20 protein-coding genes and 3 pseudogenes are annotated in these 23,976 nt (G+C 69.2%); 11 read left to right on the forward strand and 12 right to left on the reverse strand.

Going from position 1 to position 23,976, the window contains the following annotated elements; all coding sequences use genetic code 11:
- Window positions 1-189: 189 nt before the first annotated feature.
- The 3 genes from ACWDO5_RS27640 to ACWDO5_RS27650 are packed head-to-tail and all read right to left on the reverse strand — an operon-like array spanning window position 190 to window position 4,124.
- The gene (locus tag ACWDO5_RS27640; protein WP_450533074.1) at window positions 190-678 is read right to left on the reverse strand and encodes a glutathione peroxidase; all 489 of its coding nucleotides are present in this window, start codon (window positions 676-678) and stop codon (window positions 190-192) included.
- A 31-nt stretch (window positions 679-709) separates the two neighbouring features.
- Window positions 710-1,585, reverse strand: coding sequence for an acyl-CoA thioesterase (locus tag ACWDO5_RS27645; RefSeq protein WP_450533075.1), 876 nt, complete (start codon window positions 1,583-1,585; stop codon window positions 710-712).
- Window positions 1,586-1,610: 25 nt separating this feature from the next.
- Window positions 1,611-4,124 carry a DEAD/DEAH box helicase gene (locus ACWDO5_RS27650; RefSeq protein ID WP_450533076.1) on the reverse strand — a complete coding sequence of 838 codons (2,514 nt, stop codon included), beginning with the start codon at window positions 4,122-4,124 and terminating at the stop codon, window positions 1,611-1,613.
- A gap of 122 nt (window positions 4,125-4,246) precedes the next feature.
- Between ACWDO5_RS27650 and ACWDO5_RS27655 the strand changes: the two genes are divergently transcribed.
- Window positions 4,247-5,038: a metal-dependent hydrolase gene (locus ACWDO5_RS27655; RefSeq protein ID WP_450533077.1), complete on the forward strand. Its 792-nt coding sequence runs from the start codon at window positions 4,247-4,249 to the stop codon at window positions 5,036-5,038.
- 67 nt (window positions 5,039-5,105) lie between these two features.
- Here the strand turns inward: ACWDO5_RS27655 and ACWDO5_RS27660 are convergent, their stop codons facing one another.
- The 4 genes from ACWDO5_RS27660 to ACWDO5_RS27675 all read right to left on the reverse strand — a co-directional run bounded on the left by ACWDO5_RS27660 (window position 5,106) and on the right by ACWDO5_RS27675 (window position 11,108).
- Window positions 5,106-6,887 (reverse strand): ABC transporter ATP-binding protein, encoded by a 1,782-nt coding sequence (locus ACWDO5_RS27660; protein ID WP_450533078.1) that lies wholly within the window; start codon window positions 6,885-6,887, stop codon window positions 5,106-5,108.
- Window positions 6,884-8,701 (reverse strand): ABC transporter transmembrane domain-containing protein, encoded by a 1,818-nt coding sequence (locus ACWDO5_RS27665; RefSeq protein WP_450533091.1) that lies wholly within the window; start codon window positions 8,699-8,701, stop codon window positions 6,884-6,886. The genes ACWDO5_RS27660 and ACWDO5_RS27665 overlap by 4 nt, the downstream gene beginning before the upstream one ends.
- A gap of 219 nt (window positions 8,702-8,920) precedes the next feature.
- The gene (locus tag ACWDO5_RS27670) at window positions 8,921-10,393 is read right to left on the reverse strand and encodes a Gfo/Idh/MocA family protein (RefSeq protein ID WP_450533079.1); all 1,473 of its coding nucleotides are present in this window, start codon (window positions 10,391-10,393) and stop codon (window positions 8,921-8,923) included.
- Between the two features lie 253 nt (window positions 10,394-10,646).
- Window positions 10,647-11,108 carry a MarR family winged helix-turn-helix transcriptional regulator gene (locus ACWDO5_RS27675; protein ID WP_450533080.1) on the reverse strand — a complete coding sequence of 154 codons (462 nt, stop codon included), beginning with the start codon at window positions 11,106-11,108 and terminating at the stop codon, window positions 10,647-10,649.
- Window positions 11,109-11,213: 105 nt separating this feature from the next.
- Here ACWDO5_RS27675 and ACWDO5_RS27680 point away from each other — a divergent pair, with 105 nt between their 5' ends.
- From ACWDO5_RS27680 to mltG, 3 genes are all read left to right on the forward strand, one after another.
- Window positions 11,214-13,025 carry an ABC transporter ATP-binding protein gene (locus tag ACWDO5_RS27680; RefSeq protein ID WP_450533081.1) on the forward strand — a complete coding sequence of 604 codons (1,812 nt, stop codon included), beginning with the start codon at window positions 11,214-11,216 and terminating at the stop codon, window positions 13,023-13,025.
- Window positions 13,026-13,064: 39 nt separating this feature from the next.
- On the forward strand, window positions 13,065-13,658 hold the full coding sequence (locus tag ACWDO5_RS27685; RefSeq protein WP_450533082.1) for a hypothetical protein: 594 nt from the start codon (window positions 13,065-13,067) through the stop codon (window positions 13,656-13,658).
- Between the two features lie 93 nt (window positions 13,659-13,751).
- Complete coding sequence (gene mltG, locus ACWDO5_RS27690) at window positions 13,752-14,594, forward strand: endolytic transglycosylase MltG (RefSeq protein ID WP_450533083.1); 843 nt, start codon at window positions 13,752-13,754, stop codon at window positions 14,592-14,594.
- Window positions 14,595-14,600: 6 nt separating this feature from the next.
- Here the strand turns inward: mltG and ACWDO5_RS27695 are convergent, their stop codons facing one another.
- The 3 genes and pseudogenes from ACWDO5_RS27695 to ACWDO5_RS27705 all read right to left on the reverse strand — a co-directional run bounded on the left by ACWDO5_RS27695 (window position 14,601) and on the right by ACWDO5_RS27705 (window position 16,468).
- Window positions 14,601-15,668, reverse strand: a complete 1,068-nt coding sequence (locus tag ACWDO5_RS27695) for an NAD(P)-binding domain-containing protein (RefSeq protein ID WP_450533092.1) — start codon at window positions 15,666-15,668, stop codon at window positions 14,601-14,603.
- A gap of 246 nt (window positions 15,669-15,914) precedes the next feature.
- Window positions 15,915-16,064, reverse strand: a pseudogene (locus ACWDO5_RS27700) (sulfonate ABC transporter ATP-binding protein); the annotation flags it as partial.
- A gap of 320 nt (window positions 16,065-16,384) precedes the next feature.
- The gene (locus tag ACWDO5_RS27705; protein WP_356832488.1) at window positions 16,385-16,468 is read right to left on the reverse strand and encodes a putative leader peptide; all 84 of its coding nucleotides are present in this window, start codon (window positions 16,466-16,468) and stop codon (window positions 16,385-16,387) included.
- 92 nt (window positions 16,469-16,560) lie between these two features.
- Here ACWDO5_RS27705 and ACWDO5_RS27710 point away from each other — a divergent pair, with 92 nt between their 5' ends.
- From ACWDO5_RS27710 to ACWDO5_RS27735, 6 genes and pseudogenes are all read left to right on the forward strand, one after another.
- Window positions 16,561-16,983, forward strand: a complete 423-nt coding sequence (locus ACWDO5_RS27710; RefSeq protein WP_450533084.1) for a YjbQ family protein — start codon at window positions 16,561-16,563, stop codon at window positions 16,981-16,983.
- A gap of 100 nt (window positions 16,984-17,083) precedes the next feature.
- Entirely contained in the window at window positions 17,084-17,695 is a 612-nt protein-coding gene (locus tag ACWDO5_RS27715) for a hypothetical protein (RefSeq protein WP_450533085.1), read from the forward strand.
- Window positions 17,692-18,153 (forward strand): hypothetical protein, encoded by a 462-nt coding sequence (locus ACWDO5_RS27720; RefSeq protein ID WP_450533086.1) that lies wholly within the window; start codon window positions 17,692-17,694, stop codon window positions 18,151-18,153. Before ACWDO5_RS27715 ends, ACWDO5_RS27720 begins: the two co-directional genes overlap by 4 nt.
- A 15-nt stretch (window positions 18,154-18,168) precedes the next feature.
- Complete coding sequence (locus tag ACWDO5_RS27725; protein WP_450533087.1) at window positions 18,169-18,507, forward strand: tyrosine-type recombinase/integrase; 339 nt, start codon at window positions 18,169-18,171, stop codon at window positions 18,505-18,507.
- A gap of 76 nt (window positions 18,508-18,583) precedes the next feature.
- Window positions 18,584-20,035, forward strand: coding sequence for an amidase (locus ACWDO5_RS27730; RefSeq protein ID WP_450533088.1), 1,452 nt, complete (start codon window positions 18,584-18,586; stop codon window positions 20,033-20,035).
- Window positions 20,036-20,333: 298 nt separating this feature from the next.
- Window positions 20,334-20,696 (forward strand): annotated as a pseudogene (locus tag ACWDO5_RS27735) (hypothetical protein).
- A gap of 57 nt (window positions 20,697-20,753) precedes the next feature.
- Here the strand turns inward: ACWDO5_RS27735 and ACWDO5_RS27740 are convergent.
- Complete coding sequence (locus ACWDO5_RS27740; protein WP_450533089.1) at window positions 20,754-21,974, reverse strand: MFS transporter; 1,221 nt, start codon at window positions 21,972-21,974, stop codon at window positions 20,754-20,756.
- A gap of 67 nt (window positions 21,975-22,041) precedes the next feature.
- Between ACWDO5_RS27740 and ACWDO5_RS27745 the strand changes: the two genes are divergently transcribed.
- Window positions 22,042-23,046: a helix-turn-helix domain-containing protein gene (locus tag ACWDO5_RS27745; RefSeq protein ID WP_450533090.1), complete on the forward strand. Its 1,005-nt coding sequence runs from the start codon at window positions 22,042-22,044 to the stop codon at window positions 23,044-23,046.
- A 31-nt stretch (window positions 23,047-23,077) separates the two neighbouring features.
- Here ACWDO5_RS27745 and ACWDO5_RS27750 read toward each other — a convergent pair.
- Window positions 23,078-23,789 (reverse strand): annotated as a pseudogene (locus ACWDO5_RS27750) (M15 family metallopeptidase).
- Window positions 23,790-23,976: the final 187 nt, after the last annotated feature.

The following is a 23,976-nucleotide window of genomic DNA, read 5'->3' on the forward strand; positions in this document are numbered from 1 at the left end:
GGTTTCACCCCACCCCGCCCCTCCCCCCCCCCGGGACTCCGCCCCCCCGCACCCCGAACGCCCCCACCCCCCACCGGGGGTTGGGGGCGTCTCCTCAAACGCCGGACGGGCTGAAACTCGGCCCCTCCGGCAACTCAGGACCGCGCGGCCGGGCGCGCCCAGCCCGGCAAGGGTGAGCCCGGGGCGAGGTCAGGCGGCGAGCAGCGCCTCGATCGCGGCGACGACCTCCGCGGCCTCGGGCTCCGTGGTCGGCCGGATCCGGGCCACGACCCGGCCGTCCTTGCCGATGAGGAACTTCTCGAAGTTCCACTGGATGTCGCCCGCCTCGCCGTCGGCGTCCGCGACCTTCGTCAGCTCCGCGTACAGCGGGTGCCGGTCGGCCCCGTTCACATCCGTCTTCTCCAGCATCGGGAAGGTCACTCCGTACGTCGCAGAGCAGAAGGACTGGATCTCCTCCGCGCTGCCCGGCTCCTGGCCCGCGAACTGGTTGCACGGCACGCCCAGGACGCTGAACCCCTGGTCGCCGTACTGCTTCTGCAGCCGCTCCAGACCGGCGTACTGCGGGGTCAGCCCGCACTTGGAGGCGACGTTCACCAGCAGGACGGCCTTGCCCTGGTAGTCGGTGAGCGAGGTGGCCTCACCGGTGAGCGTGCGCAACGGGATGTCGTACAGGGTCATGGAAATCTCCTCAGGGGCAGGCAATCGACGTTCAATGTGAACTCCAGGGACGGAAGAGACCTTCCTGTACGACCGATACGAGAAGATTGCCCTCACGGTCGTAGATGCGGCCGCGGGCCAGTCCCCGGCCGCCCGTCGCGATCGGCGACTCCTGGTCGTACAGGAACCATTCGTCCGCGCGGAAGGGCCGGTGGAACCACATCGCGTGGTCCAGCGAGGCCATGTCGAAGCCGCGCCTGCCCCACAGCGGCTCCACCGGGATGCGGACGGCGTCGAGGAGCGTCATGTCGCTCGCGTATGTCAGCGCGCAGGTGTGCACCAGCGGGTCGTCGCCGAGGGGCCCGACCGCGCGCATCCACACCGCGCTGCGCGGGTCCGCCTCCTTGATCTCCTCCGGCGTCCAGCGCAGCCGCTCGGCATAGCGGATGTCGAAGGGCTGGCGGCGAGCCATCCGCTCCAGCGCCTCGGGCAGCGCGCCCAGATGCTCACGGATCTCCGTGGTGACCGTGGGGAGGGTCTCGGGATCCGGGAAGTCGAGACGCGGGGGCAGCTGGTGCTCGATGCTGCCCTCCTCCGGCCGGTGGAAGGAGGCCGTGAGATTGAAGATCGTCTTGCCCTGCTGTACCGCCGTGACCCGGCGGGTGGTGAACGACCGGCCGTCCCGCACTCGCTCGACCTGGTAGACGATCGGCACTCCGGGAATGCCCGGGCGCAGGAAGTACGCGTGCAGCGAGTGGACCGGGCGCTCGCCGTCGGTGGTGCGGCCGGCCGCGACCAGCGCCTGGCCCGCCACCTGCCCGCCGAAGACCCGTTGCAGGGACTCCTCCGGGCTGCGCCCGCGGAAGATATTGACCTCGATCTGCTCCAGGTCGAGCAGATCGACCAGGCGCTCGGCCGGGTTCGTCATCGGGTGTTCTCCTGTGTTCCCAGTGTCAGAGCCGGCCGACGTCGGTGACGCGCACGACGGCCCGGCCTTCCTCGTCGGAGGCCGCCAGATCGACCTCCGCGCTGATACCCCAGTCATGGTCGTCGTTCGGGTCGGCGAAGATCTGCCGGACGCGCCACAGTCCGTGCTTCGCGTCCTCCTCGATCAGCAGCAGCTTCGGGCCCCGCGCGTCGGGACCGGTGCCCAGGTCCTCGTACTCGTCCCAGTACTTGTCCATCGCCTCGCCCCAGGCCTCCGCGTCCCAGCCGGATTCGGCGTCAAGCTCCCCGAGCGCGCCGACCTGGTCCAGCGCGGCCAGCTCGACCCGGCGGAACATGGCGTTGCGCACGAGCACCCGGAAGGCGCGGGCATTGGCCGTGACCGGCTTGACCTGGTCGGCCTTCTCCTGGGCCTGCTCGGCGGTCTCGATCTCCGGGTTGGCCAGCTGCTCCCACTCGTCCAGCAGGCTGGAGTCGACCTGCCGCACCATCTCGCCGAGCCAGGCGATCAGGTCCTCGAGATCCTCGGACTTCAGATCGTCCGGGATGGTGTGCTCCAGTGCCTTGTACGCATTGGCGAGGTAGCGCAGCACGATGCCCTCGGTGCGGGCGAGCTCGTAGTGGGAGGTGAACTCCGTGAAGGACAGGGCCCGTTCGTACATGTCACGGATGACCGACTTCGGCGAGACCGGGTGGTCGCCGACCCAGGGGTGGCTCTTGCGGTAGAGGTTGTACGCGTGCCACAGCAGCTCTTCCAGCGGCTTGGGGTACGAAACCTCCTGGAGCCGCTCCATCCGCTCTTCGTACTCGATGCCGTCCGCCTTCATCGCGCCGACGGCCTCGCCGCGCGCCTTGTTCTGCTGGGCGGCGAGGATCTGGCGCGGATCGTCCAGTGTCGACTCGACGACCGACACCATGTCCAGGGCGTACGAAGGCGATTCGGGGTCGAGCAGCTCGAAGGAGGCCAGCGCGAAGGTGGACAGCGGCTGGTTGAGCGCGAAGTCCTGCTGGAGATCGACGGTCAGCCGGACGATGCGGCCCTCCGCGTCCGGCTCGTCCAGCCGCTCGACGACGCCGCCGTCGAGGAGTGAGCGGTAGATGGCGATCGCCCGGCGGATGTGGCGGAGCTGGTTCTTGCGCGGCTCGTGGTTGTCCTCCAGGAGCCGGCGCATCGCGTCGAAGGCGTTGCCCGGCCGGGCGATGACCGACAGCAGCATGGTGTGCGTGACCCGGAAGCGGGAGGTCAGCGGCTCGGGATCGGAATCGATGAGCTTCTCGAAGGTGGTGTCCGACCAGGCGACGAAGCCCTCGGGTGCCTTCTTGCGGACGACCTTGCGGCGCTTCTTCGGGTCGTCGCCCGCCTTGGTGAGGGCCTTCTCGTTCTCGATGACATGCTCTGGCGCCTGGGCGGCGACCAGACCGGCCGTGTCGAAGCCGGCCCGTCCCGCGCGGCCGGCGATCTGGTGGAACTCACGGGCGCGCAGGGTGCGTACACGATTGCCGTCGTACTTGGTGAGCGCGGTGAACAGCACTGTGCGGATGGGGACGTTGACGCCGACGCCGAGGGTGTCCGTACCGCAGATGACCTTCAACAGGCCTGCCTGGGCAAGCTTTTCGACCAGCCGCCGGTATTTGGGGAGCATGCCGGCGTGGTGGACGCCGATCCCGTGACGTACGTAACGGGACAGGTTGCGGCCGAACTTGGTGGTGAAGCGGAAGCTCCCGATCAGCTCGGCGATCTGGTCCTTCTCCTCGCGCGAGCACATATTGATGCTCATCAGCGACTGGGCCCGCTCCACGGCCGCCGCCTGCGTGAAGTGCACGATGTAGACGGGCGCCTGCTTGGTCTCGAGCAGTTCGGTCAGGGTCTCCGTGATCGGGGTGCGCCGGTACTCGTACGAGAGCGGGACCGGGCGGGTCGCGGAGCGGACGACGGAGGTGGGACGGCCGGTGCGGCGGGTCAGATCCGCCTCGAAGCGGGAGACGTCGCCAAGGGTCGCCGACATCAGGATGAACTGCGCCTGCGGCAGTTCGAGGAGCGGGATCTGCCAGGCCCAGCCGCGGTCCGGCTCGGCGTAGAAGTGGAACTCGTCCATCACGACCTGGCCGATGTCGGCGTCCTTGCCGTCGCGCAGGGCGATGGAGGCGAGCACCTCGGCGGTGCAGCAGATGACCGGGGCGTCGGCGTTGACGGACGCGTCGCCCGTCAGCATGCCGACGTTCTCGGTGCCGAAGAGCTTGCAGAGGTCGAAGAACTTCTCGGAGACCAGCGCCTTGATCGGCGCGGTGTAGAAGGTGACCTTGTCCTGCGCCAGAGCCGTGAAGTGCGCGCCCGCGGCGACGAGGCTCTTACCGGAGCCGGTGGGGGTCGAAAGGATCACATTCGCCCCGGAAACCACCTCGATCAGCGCCTCCTCCTGAGCCGGGTAGAGCGTGATGCCCTGGCCTTCGGCCCATGACGAGAAGGCTTCGAAGAGGGCATCTGGGTCGGCATCCGGCGGCAGCTGATCGATAAGGGTCACGCCCCCCATCTTGCCTGCCTTCACCCCCGATCAGGGAACCGGACGGCGACGACAAGATCACGGGCGATACGCTGCCCTGTCAACTGGGCTTCACCACAAGAGCAAATGGGGCGGGAACGCACATGATGGGACCGGCGCACTCTCTGTCCGGGGCGGCTGCCTGGCTGGGGGTGGGCGCGGCGACCGCTGCCGCCGGCCACCCGATGCCGTGGCCGGTCCTCGTCGTCGGAGCGCTGATCTGCGCGGGCGCGGCGCTCGCGCCGGACCTCGACCACAAGGCAGCGACGATATCGCGGGCCTTCGGGCCCATCTCGCGCGGAATGTGCGAGGTCGTCGACAAACTGTCGTACGCGGTCTACAAAGCGACGAAGAAACAGGGCGACAAGCGCAGGACCGGCGGCCACCGCACGCTCACCCACTCCTGGCTTTGGGCAGTTGCGATCGGCGCCGGCACCTCCGCGCTGGCGATCAGCGGCGGCCGCTGGGCGGTCCTCGCGATCCTCTTCATCCACCTGGTGCTCGCGGTCGAGGGCCTGCTGTGGCGGGCGGCGCGGGTCTCCAGCGATGTACTGGTTTGGCTGCTCGGCGCGACGAGCGCGTGGATCCTGGCTGACGTCCTCGACAAGCCGGGCAACGGCGCGGACTGGCTGTTCACCGCCCCCGGCCAGGAGTATCTGTGGCTGGGACTGCCGATCGTGCTGGGTGCGCTGGCGCACGACATCGGCGACGCGCTGACGGTCTCGGGCTGCCCGATACTGTGGCCGATTCCGGTGGGGCGCAGGCGCTGGTACCCGGTTGGGCCGCCCAAGGCGCTGCGGTTCAGGGCGGGCAGCTGGGTGGAGCTGAAGGTGCTGATGCCGGTGTTCATGCTGCTCGGGGGAGTGGGCGGAGCGGCGGCCCTCGGGTACCTCTGAGGGGCCGCCGCGCCCTCACCCGTGCAGGAGCCGCCTCCGCCCGACTCACGCCGGAGCCGCCTGCGCCTCACCCGTGCCAGGACCGCCACAGCGCCGCGTACGCGCCCTCGGCCGCCACCAGTTCGTCGTGGCTGCCCAGTTCGCTGATCCGGCCCTCCTCCACCACCGCGATCACATCCGCGTCGTGCGCCGTGTGCAGGCGGTGGGCGATGGCCACCACCGTGCGGCCGTCCAGGACCCGGGAGAGTGAGCGCTCCAGATGGCGGGCCGCGCGCGGGTCGAGCAGCGAGGTCGCCTCGTCCAGGACCAGCGTGTGCGGGTCCGCGAGGACCAGCCGGGCCAGGGCGATCTGCTGGGCCTGGGCCGGGGTGAGGGCGAGGCCGCCCGAGCCGACCTCGGTGTCCAGGCCGTCGTCCAGCGCCCGCGACCAGCTGTCCGCGTCGACCGCTCCGAGCGCGGCCCACAACTCGGCGTCCGACGCGCCTGTACGGGCCAGCAGCAGGTTGTCGCGCAGGCAGCCCACGAACACGTGGTGCTCCTGGTTTACCAGCGCCACATGCTCACGGACCCGCTCGGCGGGCATCTCGGCCAGCTCCGCGCCACCGAGCGTGATCCGTCCCGCGCGCGGTGCGTAGATGCCAGCGAGCAGCCGCCCGAGGGTGGACTTGCCGGCGCCGGAAGGACCGACCAGGGCCAGCCGGGTGCCCGGTTCGACGTTCAGCGTCACCCGGTGCAGCACGTCGACGCCCTCGCGGTAGCCGAAGTGCACCGAGTCGGCGCGAACCTTGCGGCCATCCGGCACCACGCCCGCGTCGCCGGCGTCCGGCTCGATGTCGCGTACGCCGACCAGCCGGGCGATGGACACCTGGGCGACCTGGAGCTCGTCGTACCAGCGCAGGATCAGGTTGACCGGGTCGACCAGCATCTGTGCGAGCAGGGCGCCCGTCGTCAGCTGCCCGACGCTGATCCAGCCCCGCAGCACGAAGACGCCGCCGATCAGCAGCACCGAGCAGAGGATCGTCACATGCGTCACGTTGATGACGGGGAAGAGCACCGACCGCAGATAGAGCGTGTAACGCTCCCACGCGGTCCACTCCTTGATCCGCTGCTCGGACAGCGCCACCCGGCGTCCGCCGAGGCGGTGCGCCTCCACCGTCCGCCCGGCGTCCACGGTCTCGGCCAGCATGGCAGCGACCGCCGCGTACCCGGCGGCCTCCGAGCGGTACGCGGAGGGCGCCCGCCTGAAGTACCAGCGGCAGCCGATCACCAGCACCGGGACGGCGACGAGCACCGCGAGCGCCAGTGGCGGCGCGGTCACCGTGAGCGCGCCGATCAGCAGAGCAGCCCACACCACGCCGATCGCCAGCTGCGGCACGGCCTCGCGCATCGCGTTGGCCAGCCGGTCAATGTCGGTGGTGATACGGGAGAGCAGATCACCCGTACCGGCCCGCTCAAGCACACCGGGCGGCAGCCCGACCGACCGCACGAGGAAGTCCTCGCGCAGGTCGGCCAGCATCTCCTCGCCGAGCATCGCACCGCGCAGCCGCATCAGCCGCACGAACACGGTCTGCACGACCAACGCGAGCGCGAACAGCGCGGCGGTGCGCTCCAGATGGAGCTCGCGCGCCCCGTCCGCCAGGTCCTCGACGAGTCCGCCGAGCAGATACGGGCCGACCATCGAGGCGATCACCGCGACGGCGTTGACGGAGACGAGAAGCACGAAGGCCCTGCGGTGCCGCCGCAGCAGTTCGCTGACGTACGCCCGCACGGTCGCCGGGGTGCCAACGGGCAGGGTCGCCGCCGTCTCCGGGGCCGCCGGGTCGTACGCCGGTGGCGCCACGCCGATCATGCCGTCTCCTCGATCTCTTCCAGTGCTTTCAGCTCGTCGATGGCATCGATGCCACCGAGCTGCTCTTCCTCGGTCTCGCGGGTGACGACCGCGCGGTATTCGGCGTTGCTGTGCAGCAGTTCGCGGTGCACGCCGACCGCCGCCACCTCGCCGTCGTGCACGAACACCACCCGGTCCGCGCGGTCGAGCAGCAGCGGTGAGGAGGCGAACACGACCGTGGTGCGGCCGGCCCGCAGCTCCCTGACGCCCTGCGCGATCCGTGCCTCCGTGTGCGAGTCCACGGCCGACGTGGGCTCGTCCAGCACCAGCACCTCGCGATCGGTGACCAACGAACGGGCCAGCGCGAGCCGCTGGCGCTGCCCGCCGGACAGCGAGCGGCCGCGCTCGGTGATCCGCGTCCGCATTGGGTCGCCCGAGTCCTCCGTCGACGCCTGCGCGAGCGAGTCCAGTACGTCACCGCACTGCGCGGCCCGCAGCGCCGCCTCGGCACTCACCTCGCCCGAGCCCGGCACGTCCAGCAGCTCCCACAGCGTCCCGGAGAGCAGCACCGGGTCCTTGTCCTGTACGAGGACGCAGGTCCGCGCTCCCTCGAGCGGCAGGTCGTCCAGCGCCACCCCGCCCAGCAGGACGGAGGGGCTCTTCTCCTCCTCGGCGGCATGACCGCCAAGCCGCTCGGCGAGCAGCCCGGCCGCGTCCGGGTCGCCGCACACGACCGCGGTGAACCGGCCCGCCGGGGCCAGCAGACCGGTGGCGGGGTCGTAGAGGTCCCCCGTGGGAAGGGCGGCATCGTCGAGGCCGCCGCGCTCGCCCTCGTACGAGGTTCGCTCCAGCGACAGCACCCGGGCCGCCCGCATCGCGGAGGGCCGCGAGAAGGAGTACGCCATGGCGATCTCCTCGAAGTGCCGCAGCGGGTACATCAGGAGCGTGACCGCGCTGAAGGCGGTGACCAGCTCGCCGACCTCGACCCGACCGTCGCGGGCGAGCCCCGCGCCGTACCAGACCACCGTGATCAGCAGCAGACCCGGCAGCAGCACCTGGATCGCCGAGATCAGCGACCACATGCGGGCGCTGCGGACGGCCGCCCGGCGAACCTCCTGGGAGGCCCGGCGGTAGCGGCCGAGGAAGAGTTCCTCGCCGCCGATGCCGCGCAGGACCCGAAGGCCCGCGACGGTGTCCGAGGCCAGCTCGGTGGCCTTGCCGGCCTTCTCGCGCTGGATGTCGGCGCGCCGGGTGGCCCGCGGGAGCAGCGGCAGTACGGCCAGGGCCAGCACAGGCACGCCGACCGCGACCACTACGCCCAGTGCCGGTTCGTACAGGACCAGGCCGACGCAGACCAGGACAACCGTGATGGCGGCCGCGGCGAAGCGCGAGACCCCCTCCACGAACCAGCCGATCTTCTCGACGTCGCCGGTGGAGACCGCGACCACCTCGCCGGCGGCGACCCGGCGGGTCAGCGCGGAGCCCAGTTCCGCCGTCTTGCGTGCGAGGAGCTGCTGGACGCGTGCCGCGGCAGTGATCCAGTTGGTGACGGCGGTGCGGTGCAGCATCGTGTCGCCCAGGGTGATTGCCACGCCGCACAGCGCGATGAGCGCGCCGGCGAACGCGAGACGGCCGCCGGAGCGGTCCACGACCGCCTGCACGGCCTGGCCGACGCCCAGCGGCAGCCCGGCGACACCGCAGAAGTGCAGCAGCCCCCAGGCCAGTGACTTCAGCTGGCCGCCCAGCTGATTCCGCCCCAGCCACAGCAGGAATCGCGGCCCTGACCTGGCATCGGCCACACCGGGGTCGGGATACGGAAGATCGCGAATCTGCATGACGTCCCAGGGCTCGAAAGTGCGGCGGAAACCGTGCAAGGTTCGCCTTTCGGAGCCCCGTCCCGCAATCGATTTATGTGCGGCAGGACACACAACGCGCCAAGATCGAACAACTCGCCCTGGTGCTTTGGACCCGCGGCCCGATCAGTAGGGACGAGTCGGCCCAGGTGAGTTGAGGTGGGCGGGCCCGGCCTGTGCGGCCGGGCCCCGCCTGCTCCATCAGGCAGTGGGCTTGGCCGAGTCCACGCCGGGGCGGGACTTCTTCCACTCGCCCCGGGTGAAGTCCGGGATCTGCTGCGGTGCGCCCTTCGCCTTGATCGACGCATGGCTCAGCGGCACCGGAGCCGTCCAGGTCGCCGCGTCGTACACATCGAAGTCGGGCACGAGACCCAGCTGCATGCACTGCATCAGCCGGAAGACCATGATGTAGTCCATGCCGCCATGGCCGCCGGGCGGGTTGGAGTGCTCCTTCCACAACCAGTGGTCCCATTCGGCGTACTTCGCGAAGTCGCCCCATTGGTCGTTGGTGTGGTCGGGCTCGATGTAGATCCGCGCCGGGTAGTCCTCGAAGACACCCTTCGTCCCGCCGAGGCTGTTGATCCGGCTGTAGGGATGAGGGGTCGACACATCGTGCTCCAGGCGGATGACCCGTCCCTTCGCCGTCTGGACCAGGCTGATCGTACGATCGCTCTCGATGTACGTCTCCTTCCAGCTCGGGTCGCCCGGCGGCATGGTGGCCTTCCGGTACTCGGCAAGACTCAGCGCGGGCGTACCGAAACTGGATATGTGTGTCACACGGTCACCGCGGTTGATGTCCATGTAGTTGGAGACCGGGCCGAAGCCGTGGTTCGGGTAGAGGTCGCCACGCAGCCGGGTGTGCCACAGCCGCCGCCAGGGACCCTCGTAATAGTCCGGGTCGAACATCAGGCCGCGCAGATCGTGGTTGTACGCGCCCGCGCCGTGCAGCAGATCGCCGAACTTGCCGGCGTGCGCCATGCGCAGCACCCGCATCTCGTTCTTGCCGTAACAGCAGTTCTCCAGCTGCATGCAGTGCCGTCTGGTGCGCTCGGAGAGGTCGACCAGCTCCCACAGTTCGTCCAGGCGCATGGCGATCGGACACTCCGCGCCGACGTGCTTGCCGTTCAGCATGGCGGCCTTGGCCATCTCGAAGTGGAAGTCCCAGGGCGTGGCCACATAGACGAAGTCGATGTCGCCCCGCTTGCACAGGTTCTCGTAGTCGTCCTCGCCGTTGGTGTAGACGGCCGGCGCGGGCCGGCCGGCCTTGACCACCTTCGCGGCTGCGCTCTCGGTCTTGGTCTTGACCGGGTCGCAGAGGGCGACGACCTGGACTCCGGGGAGGGCGAGAAAGAGGTCGATCATGCTGCCGCCGCGGTTGCCCAGGCCGACGATCCCGACGCGTACGGTGCCGCGCCGCTCGAAGGGCACCCCAGCCATCGTGCGGCCCTTGCGGGCGGGCGCTTCGGCGGCCTCCGCTTCGGCCTGTGAGGCCGCTGCCTGCGGTGCCGCACCGGCCGCGCCGGTCTCCGCCGCCGCTGCGACGCCGGTGCCGAGCGCACCGAGGCCGAGCCCCGCGCCCGCCACGCCGGCCGTGGTCCGCAGTACGGAGCGACGGCTCAGCGAGCCGTCGTCGCCCTCCGCCATACCGGGGTTCTGCTGTGCTGCGTCGTTCATCGAGCCTCCAGGAGACGTGTCGTTGAGCTGACGTTGCGCGGCTTGCTGCGGCAGGTTCACGAACCTCGGTAAGGACCTTGGTAGTTGGCGCTGCTGATGCGCAAGAGGACTCGATTGGACTCTTGGTCCGAGCTCATGGACTCTTCTGCACGACTTCGCCGTGGACCTGGCCCGGCGAAAGCGGAATGCCTTCAGTGCCGCGACATGAGGCGAATGCGCCGACTGGGGCGAGCTGAAGGTGGGTTGCGCCGGCTCAGCAGCGTTGGCCCGGTCCGTCGACCAGGGTGGACAGCAGCCTGCCGAGCACCTCGCGCTGGTCGGCGGTCAAGGGAGCCAGGATGTCCTCCGCGGCCGCGCGGCGGGCGTCGCGCAGCGCCCTGAGCGTGGCGCGGCCGGTGTCGGTGAGCTCGATCCGGATCACCCTGCGGTTGGTCGGGTCGGGGGCGCGGCGGACGCAGCCACTCGCCTCCAGGCCGTCCACCAGACTGGTCACGGCGCGGGGGACCACTTCCAGGCGCGCGGCGAGATCGGCCATGCGCGGCGGCTCGTCGTAATGCGCGAGGGTGCGCAGCAGCCGGGACTGGGCAGGGGTGATCGCGATGTCGGCCGACTCCAGCTGCCGCTTCTGGCTGCGGTGGAGCCGCCGGGTCAGCCGCAGCAACTGCTCTGCCAGCAGGCCGTCGGGGTCGGGGAGCCCTGAAGATGAGGACAGCATGCGGGAACAATATCAGGACCAGGCTCATTGTGAAGTTAGGTAACAATGAGCTATGCTCCCAAGATCTTCGCTGTTCCACCCGTCGAACCCTTGTCGAAGGAGCCCATGCGCATCCACGCCGAGTCCCCCTGGACACCACCACCGCGTGACCCGGAGCAGCCGCCTGCCCAGGTGCGGCGGATCCTCCGGCTCTTCCGTCCCTACCGAGGCCGCCTCGCCGTGGTCGGCCTGCTCGTCGGCGCCGCGTCGCTCGTTTCGGTCGCCTCCCCCTTCATGCTGCGCGAGATCCTTGACACCGCGATCCCGCAGGGCCGCACCGGCCTGCTCAGCCTGCTCGCCCTCGGCATGATCCTCACCGCGGTGATGACCAGCGTCTTCGGCGTGCTCCAGACGCTTATCTCCACCACCGTCGGCCAGCGCGTCATGCACGATCTGCGCACCGCGGTCTATGCCCAGCTGCAGCGGATGCCGCTCGCCTTCTTCACCAGGACCCGCACCGGCGAGGTCCAGTCACGCATCGCCAACGACATCGGCGGGATGCAGGCGACTGTCACCTCCACCGCGACATCCCTCGTCTCCAACCTCACGGCGGTGGTCGCCACCGTCGTCGCGATGCTGGCGCTGGACTGGCGGCTCACCGCCGTCTCGTTGCTCCTGCTGCCACTGTTCGTCTGGATCAGCCGCCGCGTCGGCCGCGAGCGCAAGAAGATCACCACGCAGCGCCAGAAGCAGATGGCCGCCATGGCTGCCACCGTCACCGAGTCGCTTTCCGTCAGCGGCATCCTGCTCGGCCGCACGATGGGCCGCGCCGACTCGCTGACCAAGTCCTTCGCCGAGGAGTCCGAGCGCCTCGTCGACCTCGAAGTGCGCTCCAGCATGGCCGGGCGGTGGCGGATGTCCACCATCGGCATCGTCATGGCTGCCATGCCCGCCCTTATCTACTGGGCCGCGGGCCTCGCGCTCCAGTCCGGCGGGCCCCAGATATCGATCGGCACGCTCGTCGCCTTCGTCTCGCTCCAGCAGGGCCTGTTCCGCCCGGCCGTGAGCCTGCTCTCCACCGGAGTGCAGATGCAGACCTCGCTCGCCCTCTTCCAGCGGATCTTCGAGTACCTCGACCTGCCGGTCGACATCACCGAGCCCGAAAAGCCGGTCCGGCTGGAGAAGATCAGCGGCGAAGTGCGGTTCGAGGACGTCGACTTCGCGTACGACGACAAGCAGACGCGGCCGACCCTCGACGGCATCGATGTGACCGTGCCCGCGGGCGGCAGCCTCGCCGTCGTCGGGCCCACCGGCTCCGGCAAGTCCACGCTCAGCTATCTGGTGCCCCGGCTGTACGACGTCACCGGGGGCAGAGTCACCATCGACGGAGTCGACGTACAGGACCTCGACTTCGACACCCTCGCCCGGGCCGTGGGAGTCGTCTCCCAGGAGACGTATCTCTTCCATGCCTCCGTCGCCGAGAATCTGCGCTTCGCCAAGCCGGACGCCACCGAGGCGGAGATAGAGGCGGCCGCGCGCGCCGCGCAGATCCACGACCACATCGCGTCGCTGCCCGACGGCTACGACACCCTGGTCGGCGAGCGCGGCTACCGCTTCTCCGGTGGCGAGAAGCAGCGCCTCGCCATTGCCAGGACGATTCTGCGCGACCCGCCCGTCCTCATCCTCGATGAGGCGACCAGCGCCCTCGACACCCGTACCGAGTACGCGGTGCAGCAGGCGATTGACGCGCTCTCCGCGGGCCGGACCACCATCACCATCGCCCACCGGCTCTCCACCGTCAGGGACGCCGACCAGATCGTGGTCCTCGACGCGGGGCGGATAGCCGAGCGCGGCAGCCATGAGGAGTTGCTCGACCGGGACGGCCGCTATGCCGCTCTGGTGCGCAGGGAGGCGCAGTTGGCCCCGGTCGCACCCTGACCGACCGTCATCCGGTCGGGTACGGCATGATCGCCGCCCATGAGAGCTCTTCTTGGGGTGGAACTGCCCGGCTACCGGCCCGTCGACCATGACGTATGGGTCAATGACGAAGGCGACATACTGTCGCTGCACTTCTTCGGGCTGCCGCCGGACCTGCCCGCGTCACTCGACGACGGCCCCGCGCTGCGCGCCGCACTCACCCGTCTGACCGCCGAGGCGGGCGGCGGCCTGATCGAGGCCTCGGTCAAGTCGCTGGGGCAGTTGCCCGCACTGAAGCAGATACTGAAACTGCCGCTGCCGGGACAGCCAAGCGGTCAGGCCTTCATCGGCAGCTTCACCGTGCCGCGCGTCAACTGCAGCACCGTGGTGAAGATCCAGGCGCCCGAGCGCGCCATGACGGGGATGCGCGAGGCCATGGTGATGGCCCAGGTGGGCCACGACAACTACTTCCGGCCGCACCCGTACGCCCCCGAGGTGCAGGGCGGTCTGCCCTTCCACGCCGCCGACCACGCCCAATGGGACGCGCAGTTCCCCGATCACCCGCTGACCAGGGTGCGGCGCACCCTCGACGCGCTCACCGAAGCGGTCCAGGTGGTACCGGAATTCGCGGCCCTGCCGCCCTTCACGCCGTAGAGGCCACCTCGCTCCGCGCCGGGTCCGCAGATCGGCGCACGCGCCGGTTGCCGGGTCCGGAGATCGGCGCACGCGCCGGGTTAGCGTGCCCGCATGATGAACGAACCCTCGTCGGCCCAGCCCGGGCGCAAGGTCCGCCTGACCCGCCGTGGCCGGCTGGTCCTGATCGTGAGCGCGGTCGTCGTCATTGCGGCGGCCGCGGTGCTGGTGCCGCTGCTGCTGAGTCCGGCCAAGGAGGAGAAGGCCTCATTGCTGATCCCCGAGGGCTGGCGCGCCTCGCAGGTCTACGCGGCCGTCGACAAGGCCCTCCATGAGCCGCCCGGCACTACCCGGAAGGCCGTCGGCACGGCGAGGCTGAAGCTGCCGGCCGATGCCAAGGGCAATCCCGAGGGCTACCTCTTCCCAGCCACGTATCCCATCGACGCCAAGACCACGCCGGCGAGCCTGCTCAGCTACATGGTGAACACGGCCAATCAGCGGTTCGGGGCCGACCACATCAGCAGCGGCGCACAGCGCAGCGGCGTGACGGTTTATCAGACGGTGAACATCGCCAGCATCGTGCAGGCCGAGGCCGACACACCCCAGGACATGGGGAGGGTCGCCCGGGTCATCTACAACCGGCTCGCCGCGGGGATGCCGCTCCAGATGGACTCGACCCTGAACTACGCGCTGAACCGCAGCACTCTGGACACCACGGCCGCCGACACGAAGATCGACAGCCCGTACAACAGCTATGACCGCCCAGGCCTGCCGCCCACCCCCATTGACAACCCGGGGGAGCAGGCGATGCACGCGGCGATCAATCCAACCCCCGGGGACTGGCTCTACTTCGTCACCGTCGCGCCGGGGGACACCCGCTTCACCGCCAGTTATCAGGAGCACCAGCGCAACGTCGAGCAGTTCAACGCCAACCGCTCAAGCGCCGGAAGCCGTTGACCGCCGTCACACCATGGCCGGTTCGCCCATCAGCAGCCGTGTGATCTCGCGGACCGCAGCCCGCCCGGCGCGGTTGGCGCCGATCGTCGAGGCCGAAGGCCCGTATCCGACGAGATGGATGCGCGCGTCCCGTACGGCACGAGTTCCATCGACCTGGATGCCGCCGCCCGGCTCGCGCAGCTTCAGCGGCGCGAGATGGTCGATCGCCGCGCGGAAACCGGTCGCCCAGAGGATCACATCGGCCTCCACCGTCCGCCCGTCGTCCCAGGCCACTCCCGTCGGCGTGATCCGTTCGAACATCGGCTGCCGGTCAAGGACCCCCGACTCGCGAGCACGCCGCACGGCGTCGTTCAGCGGCAGCCCGGTCACCGAGACCACGCTCTGCGGCGGCAGTCCGCGGCGTACGCGCTCCTCCACCATGGCCACCGCCTCCCGCCCGGCGCCCTCGTTGAACGGGCCCTCGCGGTAGACGGGCGGCCGCCGCGTCACCCAGGTGGTGTCCGCTGCCAATTCCGCGATCTCCATCAGATGCTGGGTCCCCGAGGCTCCGCCGCCGACCACCACTACGCGCTGCCCGGCGAACTCCTCGGGGCCGGGGTAGTTCACGGTGTGCAACTGCCGTCCCCGGAACGTCTCCTGGCCGGGGTAGCGCGGCCAGAACGGGCGGTCCCAGGTACCCGTCGCATTGATCAGCGCCCGCGTCGACCAGGTCCCCTCCGAGCTCTCCACGAGCAGCCGCCCGCCCTCGCCCTTGCGTACCGCGGTGACGTCGACGGGCCGGTGGACACGCAGATCGAAGCGCTCCTCGTACGCCGAGAAGTACGCGCCGATCACCTCGGAGGAGGGCCGCGCGTCGTCCGCACCGGTCAGCTCCATGCCCGGCAGCGCGTGCATGCCGTGGACTTTGCCGTACGTCAGCGAGGGCCAGCGGAACTGCCATGCACCGCCCGCTCGCGGTGCGTGGTCGAGCACCACGAAGTCGCGGTCCGGAACCAGACCGGCGCGCCCCAGATGGTAGGCGCCGGACAGACCGGCCTGTCCGGCGCCGATGACGACCACGTCCACGTCCCGCACCCCGAAGTTGTTCACGCTTCTACCAACCGCGCCGAAGCCGTGGATCTTCCCGCCCTCGGCCCGGTCCGCGAGCAGCAGCGCCTCGTGCACGTCATGGGTGACCAGCAGCACCGCGCAGCCTCGGTGCTGCCACGGCTCGGCGACCAACTGCTGCGCCTTGAGCCTGGTCAGCGCGTCGAGGGCGCCGAACGGCTCGTCCAGCAGCAGCAGATCCGGCTCGCGCACCAGCGCCCGCGCCAGCGACGCGCGCTGGGCCTCGCCACCCGAGAGCGTCTTGGGCCAGGCCCCGGAACGATGGCTGAGCCCGACCTTCTCCAACGCGCTCTCTGCCACGGCCCTTTCCGGCTTGCCGGGAAGCCCGAGCAGCACATTGCGCCACACCCTCTTCCAGGGCATGAGCCGCGGCGCCTGGAACGCGAGAACACCTGCCACAGGGTGAGGAGCAGCAGCGGGCCAACGGTTCGCCGCAGCCAGCGCGGTACGGAGCGACGGCGGGATCCCGGGGCCGAGGCGGGGCTCACCGGCTCCAGTTCGGGGGATGGAGTTTCTTTGGAAATGAGCGATATATCCGGCGGGGCGTGGCCGACGGTCATCGAGGCTCCACAGGCAGGGGAGATACGCCTCAGCGCCCGCGCAGGACGCGACTACGCGGGTACGGACTCAGCGAGGTGAGGCAGCAGAAACGAAAGAGCGCGCGGGAAGGGCGCAGAAAGGCGTCAGCAGCCGCGACAGCACGCGGCGGAAGCCACCCGCAGCAGGTCGATGTGACCGCGCGTGGTGAGCAGAGCTGTACGCAACATGGCGCAGAACGTAGCGACCGGTTCCGGACCCGGTCAATGGCGTCTTGGTCCTCGGACGCGCGATCTTGTGCAATGAACGAGACGATGGACCCATGCCCGGACCCTTCGCCACCAGAATCCTGAACATCTCCACCGGCTTCGACGAGACGGTGAACGACCTGACCCGCGCCTGTGAGCAGTTCCTCCAGGAAGCCGCCGACGGCAGGGACGGCCTGCTCAATGCCTTCGTCCCGCATGCGACGGCCGGCATTGCCGTCATCGAGACCGGCGCGGGCAGCGACGACGATCTGCTCGCCACGCTGCACACGCTGCTGCCCGCCGACGACCGCTGGCAGCACCGGCACGGCAGCCCCGGCCACGGCAGGGACCATGTTCTGCCGGCCTTCGTCCCGCCGCACGCCACTCTGCCGGTGATCGGCGGCCGACTGGAGCTCGGCACCTGGCAGTCCGTCTGCCTCGTCGACACCAACATCTCTAATGCCAACCGTCAGGTTCGACTGAGCTTCCTGAGCTGATCAAGATCGCCCAGGGGGTGGCCGCGATTTCTCCGTAACCTGCGTGCTCGAAACGGAGAAGCCTTGCGCGGTACGGACCTGGACATGATCGAACGACCCTATGACGGATGCGAAAAGTGCCTGCTCGGCGTGCGGCGGCTGTTATGCATCTCGCCCCGGCGGAGCGCAGGCTGAGCTGCTGACTGAGATCAACGACCATGAACAGCAACGGAATCTGGAACTCGTGCTGGCCGAGTTCCGTAACTATCAGGAGGGCATCCTGCCCACGGGCCCCGGCGCCCGCAGCCTCACCGAGTTCTTCGCCAGCATCGACGGCAAGCTTGACCAAGCGGCACCAGTCCCGAAGGCCCAGCGCAGTGACCGTGACGTGCTCAACCTGCTGACCAAACGGGCCAAGGTCCTCCACCTCGGGCCTGCGAACTACTGCTGGTTCACCGAGCCATCCCGGGCACTCTGCCTCAAGCTGGCCGGCACCCCATCGGCGGACCGTCCGCTGGTCGGGATGTGTGACTCCGCCTGCTGTCCGCAGGCCACTCATCATCCTTGTCACCGGCCCGTCTGGGCCGAGCACGCCGAACGCACCGAGATCTTCCTCGGCCAACTCGGCACCACACGCAAGACCGAACGCACCCGGCTCCAAGCCGACTACGACCGGGCCCTCCGTGTCGTCGCTGAGATCGACGCCAGCACCATGGACGAGGAGTCCGCATGAGAATCTCCGCAGCCCAGCGGGCCGAGAACGAGAACCGCATCCGAGCCGCAATGGACCGGCTCCTCCGAGGCGAGATCCCGCCCCGCGGAAAGTGCGACGTCAAGACCCTCGCCAGCGAGGCCGCAGTCGACCGCACAGCGTTCTACGGCACCCGTCCGTACGCTCACCTCCGTGCCGAGTTCGAGCGACGCCTGCAGCTCATGCGCGAGGTCGGCGAGATTCCCGATCCTCGCAAGGCCCAGATCGCCAGGCTCAAGGCCGAGAACACCAAGCTCCGGGAACGGCTGGCCCAGTCGGAACAGACGGTCGAAGAACTCAGCGAGTTCCGCGGCCAGGCCATGGCCCGGCTGGCTGCCCAGCACGAGGAGATCGTCCGGCTCCGCGAGGCCGCCGCCGGGGCAAGCCGGATCAGCCGCCTGCCCGCTCCGCGCACCACGGTGATCGGCAGCTGCAGTTGAGGCACTGCAACGAGTGTGATCCGAGTCACGGGCGACGCAGTTCAATGCAACACGGCCTGCGAGTCTGCGTCGCGAAAGTGGTCGCGACGACGCTCCTGCTCGATCGCCACACGGGATCGTCCGCACACGACCTCTGCGGACACACGCCACTCGCGGTTGACCCACGCTGCGGAGAAGGGCGCGTCCACGCCGGTGCTGATGAAGCTGTCCGGGCATACGTCGCTTCGCAGCCTCGCGAAGTACGCGCGGGTGTCCGATGAAGGTCTCCTGAACTCCCAGGGCCGACACCGATCCCGCCGCGCGTCGCCATCGCCAGCGGTCGGGCGAATTGTCTGTGGCCGGAGAGGAACATGATGAGTATTGAGACATCCACCCCGTTGTGCAAAGCGGCATTTCATGACCTGCTCCAGAGGCCGATACGGTCGGATTCATGGAGTGGAATTTTCAGACGGCCGAAAAACTCGCGGCTGCCTTGTGTGCCGGTGAAGTGACCTCGGCGGAACTGACCGCCGAGGCGATCGCCCGTATCGAGCGGGACGACAAGGCGATCAACGCGATCTGTGTGCCGGACTTCGACCGTGCACGGGCCGCCGCGCGCGGTGCCGACCAGGCGCGCGCCCGCGGTGAGGACCGGCCGCTGCTCGGCATTCCGGTGACGGTCAAAGAGTCCTACAACATCGCCGGGCTGCCCACGACCTGGGGCATGCCACTACACCGGAACTACATGCCGGCCGAGGACGCGGTGCAGGTGTCGCGGCTCAAGGCCGCAGGCGCGGTGGTGCTCGGTAAGACCAATGTGCCCTTGGGGCTGCAAGATGTGCAGAGCTTCAACGAGATCTACGGCACCACCAATAACCCGTGGGATCACGGTCGCACGCCGGGTGGATCCTCCGGCGGATCAGCGGCGGCCCTGGCGTCCGGATTCGGCGCGCTGTCCATCGGCTCCGACATCGCCGGTTCGTTGCGCACCCCCGCACATTTCTGCGGTGTCTACGCACACAAGCCGACACTCGGGCTGGCGGCGAACCGCGGTATGGTCCCGCCGCCCGCGCCAGCATTGCCGGCCGACCTTGACCTCGCCGTCGTCGGTCCGATGGCGCGCACTGCCCGAGACCTCACGCTCCTGCTCGACGTAATGGCCGGACCGGACCCGCTGACGCTCGGTGTGGCGAACGACTTGACGCTGCCGCCCACGCGCCACGAGCGGCTCTGCGACTTCCGGGTCTTGGTCCTCGACAAGCATCCGCTCATTCCGACCGGGGCCGCTGTGCGGGCGGGCGTGAACCGGGTGGCCGACGCGCTTGTCGACGGCGGCGCCCGCGTCGAACGGCACAGTCCGCTGCTGCCCGATCTGACCGAAGCCGCGGTGCTCTACACGCAGTTGCTGTTTTCGAGCTCCATTGCATATTTTCCCGTCGAAGCGTACGAGCAGCTGCGGACCCGCGCCGCCGGACTGAGCACAGACGACCAGAGTCTCGATGCGGCGCGGCTGCGCGGCATGGTGTTCAGCCACCGCGACTGGATCGAGGCGAACAGCCGTCGCGAGCTCCACCGCCACGGCTGGCGGCAGCTCTTCGCCGAGTTCGACGCCGTGGTGTGTCCAATCACGCCCACTCCCGCGTTCCCGCACGACCACAATCCCGATCCGAGGGATCGCCGGATCGACATCGACGGCGTCGAGTACCCGTACTTCGACCAGCTCGTCTGGGCCGGTCTGGCCACCATGCCCGGCCTACCCGCCACCGCCATACCAGCGGGCCGGTCTCCCGAGGGTCTGCCGGTGGGAGTGCAGCTCATCGGTCCGATGTTCGAGGACCGCACCCCGCTGCGGCTGGCCGAACTGCTCGAGCAGAAGATCGGCGGCTTCCAGGCACCGAAGTAGGGCGTACTACCGGGTGTCCGTCGAGGACGAGGTGCGGACCACGACGAGATCCTCCGAATGCGCGCAGTCGCTGCCCGGAACGCGAATGTCACCCGCCTCCCGCAACACGACAGAAGGTCGTCGGACCATGCTGACACAACACGCGACAGTGAAGTCGATCACAGATGCCCCGACCTTATCGCCACACAAGCAGCAACCAGCATCACGAACGCCGCACCCGGAGTCGACCACTTCAAACGCAACACGAACCCAACCGCACACGGCGACTGCGGAGACAAGCCGAACCCTGGCCTGGCACATCGCCCGCAGACCCGGCGGGCAGCCCACGGCTTCCAACGGCGCGCTGACCGTCGTCGCTCTCGCGGCCGAGGCCGGTGTTCACCGCATGGCCCTCCAGAAGCGTCACGCCGACCTGAAGAACGAGTTCTACGAGCGCGTCCGCACCGAGACGAAGCAACTCCCCGAATAGGAAAGGCGACTTCGGAAAACCGTCTCCGACCTCAAAGAAACCGTTGCCACACAGAAGGCCGAGATCACAGCACTCCGATACCAAGTCACTCAACTCGCGCTGGCGAACGCCGTCCTCACCCTTCAGACCAAGGAGCGGCCCTTGGAAGGGACTCCGGACAATGTCGTCCCCCTCTACCCGACCAAAGAGTGACTGCACGACGTCCCCACCGTGCGCAGTTGGGGGCGACCCCTGTAGCGTCCATGCCCCCTATTCCGTGGCAGCGGGTTCCGACAGGTCGCTCAGGCGCGTACCGGGGTCGGCCGACTGTCGTTCCTTGGGCCTGCCTAGCGCCGCGAGGACCAGGGTCGCTGTGACCGATGCGGCCGCCATCGACGTTATCGCCGTGGCCGGGGAGGTCAGTTGGGCTAGCGTGCCCGCGAGGAGGGCGCCAATGCCTTGGAAGGCAGCCATGCCGGTGGCGTGCAGCCCGAGGGCCTGGCCCGCGAGGTCGCCGGGGATGAGCGACATCAGGCGTTCCTGGAGGACCAGGCTCGCGGCGAAGCCGACGGAGGCGACGGTGACTGCCACGGCTGACAGCGCCACTCCCGGCTGCAGGACGAAGAACAGGTAGGGAACCGCAAGCAGCAGGCGCAGCGGCGTCGCGAGGCGAGGGCGCAGGACGGGCGGTACGAGACGGCCCACGGCCAAGTCGCCCGCGAACATCCCGAGCGCGCCGAATGCGTAGAGCATGCCGGCGGCTTCGGGGGCGTAGGAGACGTACAGCGAATCGCTGCCGACGATGAGGCCGTTGGGGACCCACAGGCCCAGGTACGTCAGGCGGCGGTGGCGTGAGGACCACAGGAGAGCGTTGGTGCGCCAGGTCGCCGCGAGGGACGGCCGGCCGGCGGAGCGCGGTGGGCGGGCCGTGAGGCCGAGGTGGGTGACGAGGGCGGACAGTACGTACAGCCCCGCCGCGAGGAGCAGGCAAGTCCGCGGGGAGAAGAACGCAAGGAGCGCGCCGCCCGTCGCGAAACCGGCCATCTGCGTCAGGCCCCAGAGCATGTTGAATACCGAACGGCCCAGGACATAGCCGTCCTTGGTCAGGATCTCGTTGAGCATTCCCCCGCGCACTCCGCCGCCCAGCGACGCAACCAGGCCCTGCAGGAGTACGACGGCGAAGACTGCCCAGACCGGCAGGCCGGGCAGCGCAAGGACCGCCGTGCAGACTGCGAAGGAGAGAGCGAGGACGGACAGGACCGCGCGCGGGGGCAGGCGGTCGGCGCCCGAGAGCAGGAATGCGCCTCCCAGCAATTGCGCCAGCTGCGGGCCGAACATGCTCACCGCCGACAGGAACGGGGAGCCGGTGGCCCGGAAGACCAGAGTGGCGAGGCCCAGTCCGCCGATCGTCTGGGCCGCGGCGAAAGCGGCGAAGGAGAGCAGGAACGGGGCGAACTCCGCGGTGCGGAACAGGGATCTGTAGCTGCGCATGCGCCGAAGTTTCCGAGCGTCCCGGGGCCGTGTGTACTGTTTCGGCGACACGCGAAAGGTCGTACGGATGGGCTTGTGGCAGATCGACACCGACACCCTCGCCCGCAGCCGGTTCGTGCTCTCGCCGTTCGCCGAGGCCTTCGCGAGCCTGAGATTGCTGTACGCGGGGACCGGCGCCCATCCGGGCGAGGATGCCTGGCTGCGCGCGCATCTGCCTGGCTACCGTGCGTACCTCGCGGCCGACCCGGCTGCCGCGCCGCTCGTGCAGGCGGCCATCGGCACGTCCTGGATTGCCGACTTCTTCTGCCCCACCTCATGCGCCGGGGAGAGCTTCGGGGAGACCGTGGCCCGGGTGCGGACGACCGATGCCGGGGAGGCACGGGCCAACCTCCGGGTGTCCCTGCGGGGACCGCTCCCCTCCGTCTTGGAGCGGGACGACCTGCCCGAGCGGGCGACCGCGCTCCTGACGTACGTCTGGGAGGAGACCGTCCGGCCGGACTGGGAGCGCCGGCGGCGCGTCATGGAGGCCGACATGGCCGCGCGGACCGCGCGAGTCAATCAGGGCGGCTGGGCGGCCGTCCTCGACTCGCTGAAGCCGGGGACACGGTGGCTCGGGGAGAGCCGCTTCCAGGTCAACCACAACGCCTATCCGCCGCGGGAACTCGCCGCCGGGGCCCAGCTGCTGTTCATGCCGGTCACGCCGAGGACCAGTTGGGTGTCGTGGGAGGGGCGGGAGCGGTACGCAGTCGTCTACCCGTGTCTCGGGGTGCTCTCCGAGGACCACGACCGGCGGCCCGTCCCGGCCGGGCTCGGGGCGCTCATCGGGACCGCGCGGGCCGGGTTGCTGACGCTGCTCGGGACGCCCATGAGCACGACCCAGCTGGTCGCCGTGACCGGGCGGGCGCTGGGTTCGGTGGGCGGGCATCTGCGGGTGCTGCTCGACGCGGGGATGGTGGAGCGGCGGCGGGCGGGGCGGTCGGTGCTGTACGTCCGGACGGCGGCAGGGGAGGTGCTCATGGATGCATCCGGATCCGGTACCGGTGATCAGGAGCCGGAGCGGGGGATCCACTGATGTCCGGCAGATTCACGGACGGAGTCATGCCTCACCCTCCGGAGCCACATCGAAGTCGCCTGATTTTCACCAACCATGCGCGGAGCGGAGTGAGCTGGCGTCTCCCCTGTGAGGCCCAAGAGAGCCGTACATTCAGCCTGAATGGCTGAACACAAGAACTTGACTGGGAACACCACTCTGTCGGGTAGTTCGCCAGTCCTGCCGCCGTCAGCGCGGTCCCCAGGATTGTGCGATTCTTGCGGGCCTCGACACTGATGTTGTCGGCGCCGGTGTAGCAGGGGCCAGCACTCTCTTCCGGGTCAGCATTGACCCGCGTCCCCATGTTGAGCTCCTGGCCCTCAGCGTTCGCGAGTGTCAAGTCGACTGCGGCACCTGCGCTGTGCGGAGCGATTTTCCGGAGGGGAGACGTAGCGACTTGCCATCGAGCGGATCCGGCTGCTGGACCACTACGGCCGAACAGCCCGTAGATGATCTGCATACTTGTTGAAGTACTGCCGTCGCAGCGCAGGAGGACGGTACCCCTCCACGAACAGCAACTGCGTGCCACTTGGAAGCCGTTTCTGCGCATCCAGGAGCCGTTCGAGGACCCCCTCGCGCAGGTAGGCGAAAACGTCCGTCGGATCTTGCCTTCGTGCGTCGACCAGCAAGGAGCTGGTGTGCCCCACGTCCACCAGACGCTCACCACATTCCTGGACAGCGATAGCAGCGACCTGAGGGTCCGACATCAACTCGATCTCACTCATGCGGGGATCATCTCCTGGCTTCCGCCTGAGTACTGCACGAGCGCCTGCAACAAGCATGCGGAGGTAGCGCAGTTACGTTGCGTAGCAAGATCGCTGAGTAGGCCCGGAGCGCGGTGCCGGGATTGCTCCCGGTCCGTTTCTCCGGACCTCTCGCCGAACCCGCCGTGCGCCTCTCAACGCAACGGGC

The organism is Streptomyces sp. NPDC000880, assembly GCF_053599675.1.

What these genes read in the sequence shown, in the direction of transcription:
- ACWDO5_RS27640 (WP_450533074.1), bottom strand. Translation starts at nt 678, where the DNA reads ATGACCCTGTACGACATCCCGTTGCGCACGCTCACCGGTGAGGCCACC.
- ACWDO5_RS27645 (WP_450533075.1), bottom strand. Translation starts at nt 1,585, where the DNA reads ATGACGAACCCGGCCGAGCGCCTGGTCGATCTGCTCGACCTGGAGCAG.
- ACWDO5_RS27655 (WP_450533077.1), top strand. Translation starts at nt 4,247, where the DNA reads ATGATGGGACCGGCGCACTCTCTGTCCGGGGCGGCTGCCTGGCTGGGG.
- ACWDO5_RS27660 (WP_450533078.1), bottom strand. Translation starts at nt 6,887, where the DNA reads ATGATCGGCGTGGCGCCACCGGCGTACGACCCGGCGGCCCCGGAGACG.
- ACWDO5_RS27665 (WP_450533091.1), bottom strand. Translation starts at nt 8,701, where the DNA reads ATGCAGATTCGCGATCTTCCGTATCCCGACCCCGGTGTGGCCGATGCC.
- ACWDO5_RS27670 (WP_450533079.1), bottom strand. Translation starts at nt 10,393, where the DNA reads ATGAACGACGCAGCACAGCAGAACCCCGGTATGGCGGAGGGCGACGAC.
- ACWDO5_RS27675 (WP_450533080.1), bottom strand. Translation starts at nt 11,108, where the DNA reads ATGCTGTCCTCATCTTCAGGGCTCCCCGACCCCGACGGCCTGCTGGCA.
- ACWDO5_RS27680 (WP_450533081.1), top strand. Translation starts at nt 11,214, where the DNA reads ATGCGCATCCACGCCGAGTCCCCCTGGACACCACCACCGCGTGACCCG.
- ACWDO5_RS27685 (WP_450533082.1), top strand. Translation starts at nt 13,065, where the DNA reads ATGAGAGCTCTTCTTGGGGTGGAACTGCCCGGCTACCGGCCCGTCGAC.
- mltG (WP_450533083.1), top strand. Translation starts at nt 13,752, where the DNA reads ATGATGAACGAACCCTCGTCGGCCCAGCCCGGGCGCAAGGTCCGCCTG.
- ACWDO5_RS27705 (WP_356832488.1), bottom strand. Translation starts at nt 16,468, where the DNA reads ATGTTGCGTACAGCTCTGCTCACCACGCGCGGTCACATCGACCTGCTG.
- ACWDO5_RS27710 (WP_450533084.1), top strand. Translation starts at nt 16,561, where the DNA reads ATGCCCGGACCCTTCGCCACCAGAATCCTGAACATCTCCACCGGCTTC.
- ACWDO5_RS27715 (WP_450533085.1), top strand. Translation starts at nt 17,084, where the DNA reads ATGACGGATGCGAAAAGTGCCTGCTCGGCGTGCGGCGGCTGTTATGCA.
- ACWDO5_RS27720 (WP_450533086.1), top strand. Translation starts at nt 17,692, where the DNA reads ATGAGAATCTCCGCAGCCCAGCGGGCCGAGAACGAGAACCGCATCCGA.
- ACWDO5_RS27730 (WP_450533088.1), top strand. Translation starts at nt 18,584, where the DNA reads ATGGAGTGGAATTTTCAGACGGCCGAAAAACTCGCGGCTGCCTTGTGT.
- ACWDO5_RS27740 (WP_450533089.1), bottom strand. Translation starts at nt 21,974, where the DNA reads ATGCGCAGCTACAGATCCCTGTTCCGCACCGCGGAGTTCGCCCCGTTC.
- ACWDO5_RS27745 (WP_450533090.1), top strand. Translation starts at nt 22,042, where the DNA reads ATGGGCTTGTGGCAGATCGACACCGACACCCTCGCCCGCAGCCGGTTC.